The organism is Azospirillum sp. RU38E, assembly GCF_900188385.1.
Taxonomy (GTDB): Bacteria; Pseudomonadota; Alphaproteobacteria; order Azospirillales; family Azospirillaceae; genus Niveispirillum.
Window position 1 is genome coordinate 421,585 of the sequence record NZ_FZOI01000003.1, and the last position, 12,482, is coordinate 434,066.

Sequence of the window (12,482 nt, forward strand, 5' to 3'; positions counted from 1 at the left end):
TCGCGCAGCAGAAATGGGCGAATACGCGGCCGACAAACGGCCAACGCCGTCAGGATATCATCAATAATTACCACGGTCGCGCGGTAGTGCCTAACCCAAAGGGATAGTTTGGCCGCGCGCCACAACCAAATCTGCCCGGGCCAGATCATCAGCAAAGGCCGGGCTGGCCAGATAATGCAGTTCGGCCAATCGTGGTTCCGTCAACGGGTCCAGGGCGGCCAGAATTTCATCAGGATATCCCGGATGCACCATCACCAGCAGGCCCGGCCGGGCCCTGGTCAGGAATCGCCGCATCCGGGCCGGGAAATCCCCGTCAAATCCATAGACCCCGGCGAAGCCCCGGTTGGTGGGAATGCCGCGACGCTGCGCCGCCGCCGCCAGCCCCAGGGCCAGGGCGGCGATCAGCCCCGCCTTGGCCGGGGCGACACCGCGGGCCAGAATGGCACCCGGCCCCGCCGCACAATTGCGCAGCCAGACGCGGCCAGCGGGATAGCGCCGCGCCATTTCATCCAGCAGCGGCCCGCGGATGCCGGGCAGCAGATGCACATGCTGGTGCCCGTCGATGAAATCCGGCGCGCGGCCCAGCGCATCCTCAAACCGGTCCAACTGGCGGGCAATCTCCGCCGCGATCAGGCGGCGGGGGGCCGGATCACGCAGCCGGCCGCTGAGCGACCAGCCCATCCAACGGTCGATCCCTGGCAACTGCCCACCGGGTGCCAATGCCCCCAGATCGCCCAGCGGCGACAGGCCGCCGGTCAGGGTCAGGTGCAGTCCGGCCTGGAACCCGGCCGGGGCAGTGGCCAGCCGGCGGGCATGGTCGGGCCAGAGCGGACTTGGCACCATGGCCCCCGTACCGGACAGGCGCCCGGCTGCCGCCAGTTCCAGCACCGCCTCGCTGATGCCGGGGGCGAGCGCGTAATCATCGGCAATCAGGGTGACGGGAATCTGGCTCATGATCCGGGCTTCTCCGCTGGCGCCCCTTCCAGCCCGCTGGGCAGCGGGGCGGCGGGGTTGCCGACAAAGGCCGCCACATCGCGCCAGACAATTTCCGCCTGCAAATCCCGCAACAGCATGTGCCAGCCCTGCGGATAGCGCACGCGGCGGATATCGGGGCGCGGGGGCAGGCTGGCCAGGGCCTGGGCCACCGGGACCGGCGGGATCACCTGTTCATGCTGCCCATACATCACCAGGGTGGGGCCCGGCAGATGACCCATGGCCGCCATGGCCTGATCCATCAGATCGGTCAGCCCGCGCACCGCATCCACCCGCGTGGCGCGGATCATCAGCGGGTCGCGGCCCAGCGCCACCAGCATGGGGATATTGTCGGACGCCTGGATTTTCAGCCCGCGCGGCGGCGTCAGTTCCATCCAGGGCACGGTCCAGCCGGCCAGCGCCAGGGCCCAGCGCTGGTAAAAGGGCATGGTCGACCGTGACCAGACGGCGGGTGCGGACAGAATCAACCCGGCCACCCCTTCCGGCAAAGGCTGGCCAGCAAAGCGGCTGGCCACCACCGCCCCGCCCATGCTTTCCCCCAGCACATAAAACGGCAGATCGGGATAGGCCGCGCGCACGGCAGCAATGGCGGCCGAAAGATCGGCCCCCAGTGTGGGGATGCCGGGCCAGATGCCGCGGTTGGGCGTATCGCCGAATCCGCGCTGGTCATAGGCCAGGGTGACAATCCCCTGCCCGGCCCAGTACCGGCCCGGCAGGGCAAAGGCATTGCCATAATCATTGAAGCCATGCAGGGCCAGGATGACGGCACGCGGCCGCACCCCCGCCGCCGGTTCCCAGCGCCGCAGCGGCACAGACAGCCCGTCGGCCAGGGTCAGCCGTTCCGCCGCCAGGGCGGGCATGGTGTGTGCCGGCCCCATCGGTTGATAGGTGCCGGCACAGCCGCTGACCAGAAAACAGCCCAGCAGCGCCAGCAGCCGGATCAACAGGCCCGGCCGCAGCCGGCCGTTTTCAGCGATAATCGGCATCCGTGGCAGGCGCGCGGGTAAGCTGCAGGAACACATCCTCCAGATCGCTTTCAACGATGGAGAGATCCTTCACCGACAGGCCGGCCGTCGCCATAGCGCCCAGCAGATCGGCCACCCGCGTCTGGCTGGGACGGTAGCGCACCACCAGCCGCTGCGGGGTCGGCAGGCTGACATCATAGCCCGCCAGTTCGCTAGGCACCGCCGCCAGCGGTGCTTCCAGCGTCACCACCATTTCCTTAGCATCGATGCGGCCCAGCAGGGCCTCCTTCGATTCGCAGGCCACCACCTGACCATGATTGACGATGGCGATGGTGTCACACAGCTCTTGGGCTTCTTCCAGATAATGCGTGGTCAGCACCACCGTGGTGCCGGCCTGATTCAGTTCGCGCACATAGGCCCACAGGCTTTGCCGCAGTTCGACGTCCACGCCAGCCGTCGGCTCATCCAGCACCAGCACGGGCGGGGCATGGACCATGGCCTTGGCAACCATCAGCCGGCGGCGCATCCCGCCCGACAGGGTGCGGGCATAGGCATTGGCCTTGTCCTTCAGCCCCACCGCCTCCAGCAGCCGGTCGGTCTGGCGCTCGGCCTTGGGCACACCATAGAGCCCGGCCTGCAGGTCCAGAATTTCACGCGGGGTGAAGAACGGGTCCAGGTTCAGTTCCTGCGGCACGATGCCGATGGCGGCCCGGGCCGAGCGCGGATGCCGGTCGATATCGATGCCCCAAATGGCCGCCGTGCCGCCGGTTTTGTTCACCAGCCCGGCCAGGATATTGATCGTCGTGCTTTTGCCCGCGCCATTCGGCCCCAGCAGACCATAGATGGACCCGCGCGGCACCGACAGGTTGATGCCCTTCAGCGCTTCCTTCGGCGGGGCCTTGCCATTGCCGCGATAGGTCTTGCGCAGATCGCGGATATCAATGGCGGCTTCGGGCAGGCTGCCGGACGGATCGGCGGCAAGGGTCCGGCTTACACTGTCGGGCATGTCGATCATATCCTGGATCAAGGCAAAGGGACCGGGCGGGCGTGCCCTTGGGTTACACCCGCCCGCAGGCAGGGTCAATTTATGCGCAAGGGGCAGGGGCAGCTTCCATGCATTCATCCCGCCCGCTTCCTGCCCATTGCGCAAATGGCAAGCGGTAGTATGATGCGGCCGCGAAATCGCATCTGTGATCACCATCATCCAAAGGAACGTCCCATGCAGCCGCTGGAAACCATCTACATCGACGATGATACCGTCGGCTGCGATGGCGGTGGCGGGGCGCTGGGCCACCCGCTGGTCTATCTGCCGCTCACCCCCACGGGTCAGGTCACCTGCCCCTATTGCAGCCGCCTTTATATCCAGACGGAGGAAAGCAAGGCCGCCGGCGGCCACGGCCACTGATCCGGCGGCCACGCTCGCCGTCTTGATCCCCCCGGCCCGGCTGACCCGATGTCACCCCGGCCGGGGGACGATCCATCCGGCCTGTGGCCGCGCGACAGCGGCTGACCGCTGGCTTGGAAAATTCTCTTTCATGTTGCGGTTCCACGCTGAGCCGCTGGGCGACCAGAAGCCCGCTCCCACCCCCCGGATAAAATAGGGCTGCCCTGCGTGACCCCGGCCGCACCGTGTTGCGCCACCCTGCGCCCGCCAACCCGGTCGACATGACCTTTCGCACAGTTTATCGATCACGATGCATGAAGACGATTGCAGACTGTGCATCACCGTCTATAGTGTTATGATGCAACTTCAGCACGATTACCTGTAAACCATAAGTTAATAACATCCATCCGTTTCCATTTTGTCACCTATTTTTCCATTCCATCCTCTTCCCCGTCCCGGATCGATCTGCCCCGCATCATGACACCCCCCCGGCTTCGTCTTTCTGTCACGCGGTTGCCCTTTGTCGGGGAAAGCGCGGATGGGCGCTTCGGCTATTGGGTTCTGCCGGCGCTGGCGGAGGATGCTGACCCGCGCATCCAGGGACGGACCTATGCCGCCTGGTTCCTGCTTTATGAGGAAGCCAACGGCAAACCCGCCGCGCGGGAACTGATGGACAAGATCGAGCGGGAGATGCCGTCGCGCTACCCGGCGGTGGACCGGGCTTTCCTATGGGAAATCACCCGCTCGCACACCAGCAAGTCATCCAGCGCCGCCTGACCGTGTGCGGGCAATTCCGGCTTAATTGTAAAAGAGTGTCGCGCAAGCGGCATTAGTTACAATGCCGTAACAATTCCACGGTAGATGAGCCGGGGGGGAGACACTAACTCCTAATCCGCAAACCAGTTCACGGAAGTGGCGGCCGGCCGCGCCATTGCCACGCCGGTCGCCCGCGCCATGTCATTTTAGCCGGTTCTTCCGCCCGCCAGCGGGTTAGAATGTCCCTTTGATTGTCCTATTGACGCTGGGTCGCCCTTCCTGACCGGCCGTCCTGCGAAAGAACGGAAAAGGATTATGCGTCTTCCCCTTCAGATCGCCACCGCCATTGCCCTGGCCGCCATTGGGGGCGGCATCTGGTATGCAGCCGGTTCCAGGGATACCGGGGGGCCTCGCCAGGTTGCTGCCCGCCCGGTGGATGTCGTGGCCAGCCGCGCTGGCCGGGGGGAGATCAAGGTCGTGTTCGATGCCGTGGGCACCCTGCGCGCCAATGAGGCGGTGACGGTGACCGCCAAGACCGCCGGCTTGGTGCGCACCATCCGTTTCCAGGAAGGACAGAAGGTCTCCGCCGGCGACGTGCTGCTGGAACTGGATGATACAGAGGTGCGGGCCAATCTGGCCGTGGCGGAGGCGACGCGCCGCAACGCCGCTCAGCTGCTGGAACGCTCCAAGGCGCTGCTGCCACGGCAGGCCATTGCCCAGGCCAAGGTGGATGAGCTGAACCTGCAGCTGCAGGGGGCGGAGGCATCGGTGCGCGCCGCCCAGGCCCGCCTGCAGGATCTGACCATCCGCGCGCCCTTTGGCGGGGCCACCGGCCTGCGCCAGGTCAGCCCCGGCGCCCTGGTGCAGCCGGGCACGCCGGTGACCACGCTGGATGATACCGGTGTGATGAAGCTGGAATTCACCGTGCCGGAAGCCGCATTGCCGCAGTTGCGCGAGGGCATGGAGATTGCGGCCAGCAGCAATGTCTATCCGGGTCAGGCCTTCCAGGGCACGCTGTCGGCGGTGGATACCCGCATCGACAGCGTTACCCGCACCCTGGCGGCCCTGGCCCGCCTGCCCAACCCGGATGGCCGCCTGCGGCCCGGCATGTTCATGACCGTGCGGCTGACGCTGGAAAACCGCGCCAATGTGGTGCTGGTGCCGGAAGAAGCGCTGGTGCCGGTTGGTGACCGCCAGTTTGTTTATCTGGTGGTGGAGGGCAAGGTGCAGCGCCGGGAAATCACCATCGGCGCGCGTTCCGGCGGCAATGTGGAGGCGGCCCAGGGCCTGCAGGGCGGTGAGCTGATCATCACCCGTGGCACCCAGAAGGTGCGCGAAGGCCTGCCGGTCAATGCCAAGATCAGTGGCGGCAGCGATGTGCCACAGGCGGCAGCCCGGCCCAGCTGAGGCCGCCGCCCAACCGGTAAGTTTTTCGTCGGCGCCAGCGGCGCCCTGTCCTACCTGATGTCAATCCAGGGGCTACGCCTGCCATGGTGCTCTCCGACCTCTCGATCCAGCGCCCGGTGCTTGCCTTCGTGATCAGCGCCATGCTGGTTGTGTTCGGCGTGCTGGGCTATGAGAAGCTGCCGGTGCGCGAGCTGCCGAAGATCGATTATCCCGTCGTTTCCATCTCCACCAACTATCCCGGCGCCAGCGCGGAGGTGGTGGATAATGAAATCACCGAACGGATCGAGGGGGTGATCAACGGGATCGAGGGGATCAAAACCATCCGCTCCCGGTCGCGCGAAGGTGCTTCCTCCGTCTCGGTGGAATTCGACATCGACCGCGATATTGACAGCGCCAGCAATGATGTGCGCGACCGTGTGGGCCGCATCGCCGAGAATCTGCCGCAGGAGGCGGATACGCCGGAAATCAGCAAGGTCGATGCCGACAGCAACCCGATCATGTGGATTTCCCTGCGCGCCCAGGGCATGGACCAGCTGGAGCTGACGGATTTCGTCCGCCGCTATTATCAGGATGCGCTGGCCACGGTGCCGGGCGTGGCCTCCATCCGCATCAGCGGGTCGCGGGAATTCGCCATGCGCGTCTGGCTGGACCGCAACGCCATGGCGGCGCGCGGGGTGACGGTGCAGGATATTGAAGATGCCATCCGCCGGGAAAATGCCGAGCTGCCGGCCGGTCGCATCGAAAGCCAGCAGCGCGAATTCACCGTGCGCACCGATACGCGGCTGAACCGCCCCGAACAGTTCGCCCGCATCCTGATCCGCCAGGATGGCATGAATCAGGTACGCGTCGGCGATGTGGCGCGGGTGGAGGTGGCGGCCCGCGACGACCGTTCCGATTTCCGCATCAACGGATCGGCTGCCGTCGGCATGGGCATTGTGCGCCAATCCACCGCCAATACGATGGAAGTGTCACAAGGCGTGCGGGCGCTGCTGGCCCAGTTCCAGGCCAACCTGCCGGCCGGCATGATCCTGGAGGTGCGGCATGATGATGCCGCCTTCATCGGCCAATCCATCTATGAGGTGTTCCACGCCATCGCCGTGGCCGTGGGGCTGGTGGTGCTGGTGGTGTGGATGTTCCTGCGCACCCTGCGTGCCACCATCATTCCCGTGGTCGCCATCCCGGTTTCCATGGTGGCCGCCTTTGGCGTGATGGCGGCCATGGGCTTTTCCATCAATGTGCTGACCCTGCTGGCCTTTGTGCTGGCGGTGGGTCTGGTGGTGGATGATGCCATCATCGTGGTGGAAAATATCTCCCGCCGGATTGAGGAGGGGGAGCCGCCGCTGCTGGCCTCCTATCGTGGGGCCCGGCAGATCGGCTTCGCGGTGATTGCCACCACGCTGGTGCTGCTGGCGGTGATTGCACCCTTGTCCATGCTGGCCGGCGATCAAGGCCGCCTGTTCCGCGAATTCGCCGTCGCCCTGATGGCCGCCATCGGTTTTTCCTGCGTGGTGGCGCTGACCCTATCGCCCATGCTCTGTTCCAAGCTGCTGAAGGGCCATGCGGAACCGCGCGGCCTGTTCCGCTATACGGAGCGGGTGCTGGATCGGGTGACCGAAGGTTATCGCGCCCTGCTGCGCAGTGCCCTGGCCGCGCGGGTGCTGGTGCTGGCCCTGCTGGGTGGTTCCCTGGTGCTGACCGGGCTGATCGCCCTGGCTTTGCCGTCAGAACTGGCCCCGACGGAGGATCGCGGCCAGTTCCGCATCAGCATCACCGCGCCGGAAGGCGCCAGCGTGGAGTTCACCAACCAGGAGGTGGCAGAGGTGGAGGCGGTGCTGCGCCCCTATCTGCAATCGGGGGAACTGGATAACACGCTGACCATCGTCAATCCCGGCTGGGGCGGCAATTCCGGCGTCAACCGGGCCATGGTGGTTGCCCGCTCCCCCACCTGGGACAAGCGCCCCGCCAACGGCCGTTCCGTGCAGGATCTGGTGGCGGAAATCACGCCCAAGCTGGATGCCATTCCCGGTGCCCGCATCAATGTTGTGCTGCCGTCGGGCCTGGGTGGTGGTGGCGGCAATGCCAACCAGCTGCAGGTCGTTATCGGCGGCAACACGTTCGAAGAACTGGCCGACTGGCGCGACATGCTGATTGAACGGCTGCGGGAATATCCCGGCCTGACTGGCTTTCAGGCCAATTATGATGAGACGAAGCCCCAGTTGCGGGTGACGGTGGACCGCGACCGGGCGGCCGATCTGGGGGTGCCCGTCACCGTGATCGGCCGCACCCTGGAAACCATGCTGGGCGAGCGCGAGGTGACGCGCTATCTGGACCGGGGCGAGGAATATGATGTGGTGCTGCGCGCCAACAGCGGTGACCGCGCCAACCCGCGCGACCTGAACAATATTTTCGTGCGCGGCGGCAATGCCGGTGGCAGCAGCCAGCTGGTGCCGCTGGCCAACCTGATCCAGATCCATGACATTGCCGCCCCGACGGAGCTGAACCGTTACAACCGGCTGCGGTCGATCACCATTACGGCCAACCTGACCAACGGCACCCCCATGGGTGACGCCATCAAGGTGGTGCAGCAGGCCGCGGCTGAGGCCCTGCCACCGGAAGCGCGGATCAGCTTTGAAGGGGCCGCCCGGCTGCAGCTGGAAGCCTCCAGCGCCATTTACTTTGCCCTGGGCATGGCCATGCTGGTGGCCTTCCTGGTGCTGGCGGCACAGTTTGAGAATTTCCGCCTGCCGGCGATGATTCTGGTCTCCGTGTTGCCCGCCGGGTTTGGCGGGGTGCTGGCCATCCAACTGACCGGCATGTCGCTGAACACCTATACGCAGATCGGCCTGATCATGCTGATCGGCCTGATCGCCAAGAACGCCATCATGATTGTGGAGTTCGCCAACCAGCTGCGCGAAGAGGGTAAGGCCCTGCTGGATGCCGTGGTGGAGGCATCGGCCCTGCGGCTGCGCCCCATCCTGATGACCTCTATTGCCACCGTGTTCGGTGCCCTGCCCCTGGCGCTGGCCCATGGGGCGGGGGCGGAAAGCCGCATGGCCATCGGCTGGGTGATCGTCGGCGGGGTCAGTGTCGGCACGCTGATCTCCCTGTTCGTCACGCCGGTGCTTTACAGCCTGTTCGCCCAGGGGGTGCAGCCGATCGGCGCGGTGCGACGCTTGATCGAGGAACAGGAAAGGCGCTTCCACGAAGCCCCCCAGGTTCCCGCTGAATGATGAAAGGGCGCCCCGTGAGGCGCCCTTTTCATATCAGCGTGTAAATCCGGACCGCCAGCCAAAGGGCCGACCGCCATCAATCCCCGCCGGTATGCCGGTCGGTGATCCAGAAGAACAGGGCCAGCAGCGGCAGCAGAAAGGCCAACGGCCCGAAGAAACGCCAGGGGCCCGGTGGGAAAGGGACATAATGGGAAATCAGCGCCACCCCGCCCAAGGCGACCACCACCAGCCCCCCCACCAGCGCCCAGCCCTCCCAAGTGGCGGGCGTGATGCCAGGCCCGGACCGCTTGGAACGGAACCAATATCTGCGCGCCATCCTCCTCCCCTATAAGTAGATCAGCCAACGCACTAGTTCTACATTAGAGCATAGGGCAACACAACTACAACCAGAGCGGCAGCAGCTTTATCCAATTTTTGTTACAATTGGGAGGACAGAATGGGGGGAGCGCGACATTTCATTCTGCCCGCCCCCATTCTTATGGGTCAGAGGTATCAGCCCTCTCCATCACCCGTATGGCGATCCGCGACCCAGCAGAACAGCGCCAGCAGCGGAATCAGATAAAGCAGGGGGCCAAAAATCCGCCAGGGTCCGGCCGGCAAGGGGACGAACTGCTTGATCAGGGCGATTCCTGCAACCGCCAGCAACACGAAAAGCGCCGTCACCCCCCACCCTTCCCAGGTGGCGGGTGCCGTGCCATAGCCCAGACGTTTGGGACGAAACCAGGGACGCTGCATGGGGAAAGCCTCGACGCTTGGTGAAACCGCTTCCATGGCAATATAGCGATGGAAAACAGTTCAATCGCAAGCAGCAAGTCGACGCAGCCCGTCGCCACTGATCCCCATCAGCGTCACGGTCTCGGCATCGGCCCCCAAGCTGCGATAGAACAGGGCGGCGCGCAGATTGGCCGGGCGCATGTGCCAGGACAGCCAGCCCAGCCCGCGATCCAGCACCAGCCGGGCACAGGCACCCACCAGGGCGCGGCCCACCCCGGCCCGGCGGGCCAGCGGTTCAACATAGAGATTTTCCAGCACCAGCCCAGCCCTGGCCGATTGGCTGTCATACCCACGGGTCAGCAGGGCCACCCCCGCTATATGGCCCCGGCGGGTGGCCAGCAGGCAGGTGAACAGCGGGTCGGCACCAAACCCCTGTTGCCGGAACAAAGCCGGTGTCAGGGCTGGTGGCTCCATCCCCTCTTCCGCCGACAGGGCGGCCAGCAGGGCACAAACGACATCGGCATCCGCACGGGTCGCCGCACGGATGCCGATTTCTTCCATCACAAACGATCCCGGCCCGGTCAGGCGGCGATCAGCTTGTCCATTTCGCGCAGGATGCTGTCCGACATGACGGAGGTGGACACCTTGGCCATGCCAGCCTGCATGATGTCACCAGTGCGCAGGCCGGTGCCCAGCACGTTCTGCACGGCATTTTCCAGAATGTCGGCATCTTCCTGCAGGTCGAAGGACCAGCGCAGCGCCATGGCAAAGGACAGGAACATGGCGATCGGGTTGGCCAGATCGCGGCCGGCAATATCCGGGGCCGAACCATGCACCGGCTCATACAAGGCCTTGCGCTTGCCCTGGGCATCCACGGCACCCAGAGAGGCCGACGGCAGCATCCCGATGGAACCGGTCAGCATGGACGCCTCGTCCGACAGGATGTCGCCGAAAAGATTGTCGGTGACGATCACATCGAACTGCTTGGGGTTGCGCACCAGCTGCATGGCGGCAGCGTCGGCCAGCATGTGGGACAGTTCCACATCCTGATATTCGGCCTTGTGCAGGGCGGTCACTTCCTGACGCCACAGCAGGCCCGACTCCATCACATTGCCCTTGTCGGAGGAGCAGACCTTGTTGCCGCGCTTGCGCGCCAGCTCAAAGGCCACGCGGGCGACGCGGTGGATTTCGTGCGTGTCATAGACCTGGGTGTTGACGCCGCGGCGTTCGCCGTTCGGCAGATCGGTGATGCCGCGCGGCTCCCCGAAATAAACGCCGCCGGTCAGTTCGCGGATGATCATGATATCCAGACCGCGCACGATTTCCGGCTTCAGCGTGCTGGCATCCACCAGCGCGTCGAACACCTTGGCCGGGCGCAGGTTGGCGAACAGGCCCATTTCCTTGCGCAGGCGCAGCAGGCCCGCTTCCGGGCGCTTGTCAAAGCCCAGATTATCCCATTTCGGGCCACCCACGGCGGCCAGGATCACGGCATCCACCGCCAGGGCGCGGGCCATGGTCTCATCCGTCAGGGGCGTACCATGCGCGTCGTAGGAGCAGCCGCCAACCAGACCTTCCTCAAGCTGGAACTCCACCCCGCGCTTGCGGCTGTACCAGTCGATCACGCGCCGCAGCTGGCGCATGACTTCAGGACCGATACCATCGCCCGGCAGCAGCAGCAGCGAATGCTTCGACATGACGGAAAACCCCTCGAATGGATAGGCGTGATGAAAGGACAGCCCCGATGGACTGGCCCCGAGTTCTAAACCGATTGGCGGCTGCCGCCAAGTGTGACGGCAGCCGCCCTTTGAACCGATAGCCGGAAGATCAGGAGGCCGAGGCCCAGAGCCAGGGCTGCGACTGCTTGTTGGACGCCTCGAACGCATCGATCGACGGCGCGTTGCGCAGCGTCAGACCGATATCGTCCCAGCCATTCAGCAGGCATTCGCGGCGGAACGGCTCCACATCAAAGCCGATCTTCTCCCCGTCCGGCAGGGTGATCTGCTGGGTTTCCAGATCGACAGTGAAGGTGGCATTGGCGCCATTATCGGCGGCGGCCATCAGCTTTTCGACAATTTCCACCGGCATCGGGATCGGCAGGATGCCGTTCTTGAAGCTGTTATTGAAGAAGATGTCGGCGAAGCTGGGGGCGATGATGCAGCGGATGCCGAAATCAGCCAGCGCCCAGGGCGCATGTTCGCGCGAGGAGCCGCAGCCGAAATTATCGCCGGCGATCAGGATGGAGGCATTGCGATAGGCCGGCTTGTTCAGCACGAAATCGGCCACTTCCTGCCCGTCCTTGAAGCGCATGGAGGCGAACAGGCCGGCACCCAGCCCGGTGCGCTGGATCGTCTTCAGATATTCGGCGGCGATGATCATGTCGGTATCGACATTCATCAGCCGCAGCGGGGCGGCGACACCGGTGAGCTGGGTGAATTTTTGCATCTGACTGTACCCGGACGATTGGCAATGGAACCTGTATCCCTTCTGCCATGCCGCCGTGCGGCCGCGCAACACATGATCGTTGTAAGGCTGGTCTGCGACAGATGCTTGCGTGGGACATCCTGATGCCCCCGCCTTCCCCCTCGAAATTTCACGGGTGCGACCATGGTGCCGTGGCAATCGCGTGCCTATCTCCTATCATAGGGTCGGGGGGCCCTTGTCCGATGGAGGCATCATGCGTCTGTTCAGGGTGACTTTGCCGGTGGCGGCGGTGGAAAGTGCTGCCCGTTTCTATGGCGCCGTGCTGGGCCAGCCCGGCACCCGCGCGGCCCCCGACCGGCATTCGTTCGAGGTGGGGCAGGTACGGCTGGACTGCCGGCAGGTGGCCGACGGGATGCCGATTCCCATCTCTGAGCCGGTCTGTTTTGCCGTGCATGATCTGGAAGGGTTCCGCCAGCGGGTTCTGGATACGGGGGGCGAGCCCCCCGGCGAGATCATTGTCGAGCCATCGGGCGAACGCAGCTTCCACTGCGCCGATCCCTCGGGCAACGCCCTCTGCTTTGTGGAGGCAGGCACGGAGCGGCAGGACTGATC

At 65.0% G+C, this 12,482-nt stretch carries 13 protein-coding genes; 5 read left to right on the top strand and 8 right to left on the bottom strand.

The window, feature by feature from the left end; all coding sequences use genetic code 11:
- Positions 1 to 90: 90 nt before the first annotated feature.
- The 3 genes from CHB97_RS09405 to CHB97_RS09415 are packed head-to-tail and all read right to left on the bottom strand — an operon-like array spanning position 91 to position 2,964.
- Positions 91 to 954, bottom strand: coding sequence for a ChbG/HpnK family deacetylase (locus tag CHB97_RS09405; protein WP_089287692.1), 864 nt, complete (start codon positions 952 to 954; stop codon positions 91 to 93).
- Entirely contained in the window at positions 951 to 1,979 is a 1,029-nt protein-coding gene (locus CHB97_RS09410) for an alpha/beta fold hydrolase (RefSeq protein WP_089287693.1), read from the bottom strand. Before CHB97_RS09410 ends, CHB97_RS09405 begins: the two co-directional genes overlap by 4 nt.
- Positions 1,963 to 2,964: an ABC transporter ATP-binding protein gene (locus CHB97_RS09415; protein ID WP_089287769.1), complete on the bottom strand. Its 1,002-nt coding sequence runs from the start codon at positions 2,962 to 2,964 to the stop codon at positions 1,963 to 1,965. Before CHB97_RS09415 ends, CHB97_RS09410 begins: the two co-directional genes overlap by 17 nt.
- Positions 2,965 to 3,177: 213 nt before the next feature.
- Between CHB97_RS09415 and CHB97_RS09420 the strand changes: the two genes are divergently transcribed.
- The 4 genes from CHB97_RS09420 to CHB97_RS09435 all read left to right on the top strand — a co-directional run bounded on the left by CHB97_RS09420 (position 3,178) and on the right by CHB97_RS09435 (position 8,735).
- Positions 3,178 to 3,363 carry a zinc-finger domain-containing protein gene (locus CHB97_RS09420; RefSeq protein WP_089287694.1) on the top strand — a complete coding sequence of 62 codons (186 nt, stop codon included), beginning with the start codon at positions 3,178 to 3,180 and terminating at the stop codon, positions 3,361 to 3,363.
- A 456-nt stretch (positions 3,364 to 3,819) separates the two neighbouring features.
- The gene (locus tag CHB97_RS09425) at positions 3,820 to 4,119 is read left to right on the top strand and encodes a hypothetical protein (RefSeq protein WP_143270812.1); all 300 of its coding nucleotides are present in this window, start codon (positions 3,820 to 3,822) and stop codon (positions 4,117 to 4,119) included.
- A gap of 294 nt (positions 4,120 to 4,413) precedes the next feature.
- A complete protein-coding gene (locus tag CHB97_RS09430; RefSeq protein WP_089287696.1) occupies positions 4,414 to 5,505 on the top strand; it encodes an efflux RND transporter periplasmic adaptor subunit in 1,092 nt (363 codons plus the stop codon).
- 83 nt (positions 5,506 to 5,588) lie between these two features.
- Entirely contained in the window at positions 5,589 to 8,735 is a 3,147-nt protein-coding gene (locus CHB97_RS09435; RefSeq protein WP_089287697.1) for an efflux RND transporter permease subunit, read from the top strand.
- 76 nt (positions 8,736 to 8,811) lie between these two features.
- Here CHB97_RS09435 and CHB97_RS09440 read toward each other — a convergent pair whose 3' ends face one another.
- From CHB97_RS09440 to leuD, 5 genes are all read right to left on the bottom strand, one after another.
- Positions 8,812 to 9,051: a hypothetical protein gene (locus CHB97_RS09440; protein WP_089287698.1), complete on the bottom strand. Its 240-nt coding sequence runs from the start codon at positions 9,049 to 9,051 to the stop codon at positions 8,812 to 8,814.
- 176 nt (positions 9,052 to 9,227) lie between these two features.
- Positions 9,228 to 9,470 (bottom strand): hypothetical protein, encoded by a 243-nt coding sequence (locus CHB97_RS09445; RefSeq protein ID WP_089287699.1) that lies wholly within the window; start codon positions 9,468 to 9,470, stop codon positions 9,228 to 9,230.
- A gap of 60 nt (positions 9,471 to 9,530) precedes the next feature.
- A complete protein-coding gene (locus tag CHB97_RS09450; RefSeq protein ID WP_089287700.1) occupies positions 9,531 to 10,010 on the bottom strand; it encodes a GNAT family N-acetyltransferase in 480 nt (159 codons plus the stop codon).
- A gap of 20 nt (positions 10,011 to 10,030) precedes the next feature.
- Entirely contained in the window at positions 10,031 to 11,143 is a 1,113-nt protein-coding gene (gene leuB / locus CHB97_RS09455; protein ID WP_089287701.1) for a 3-isopropylmalate dehydrogenase, read from the bottom strand.
- A 130-nt stretch (positions 11,144 to 11,273) separates the two neighbouring features.
- Positions 11,274 to 11,891 carry a 3-isopropylmalate dehydratase small subunit gene (leuD, locus tag CHB97_RS09460; protein ID WP_089287702.1) on the bottom strand — a complete coding sequence of 206 codons (618 nt, stop codon included), beginning with the start codon at positions 11,889 to 11,891 and terminating at the stop codon, positions 11,274 to 11,276.
- A 232-nt stretch (positions 11,892 to 12,123) separates the two neighbouring features.
- Here leuD and CHB97_RS09465 point away from each other — a divergent pair, with 232 nt between their 5' ends.
- On the top strand, positions 12,124 to 12,480 hold the full coding sequence (locus tag CHB97_RS09465) for a VOC family protein (protein ID WP_089287703.1): 357 nt from the start codon (positions 12,124 to 12,126) through the stop codon (positions 12,478 to 12,480).
- The last annotated feature ends 2 nt before the right edge of the window (positions 12,481 to 12,482 follow it).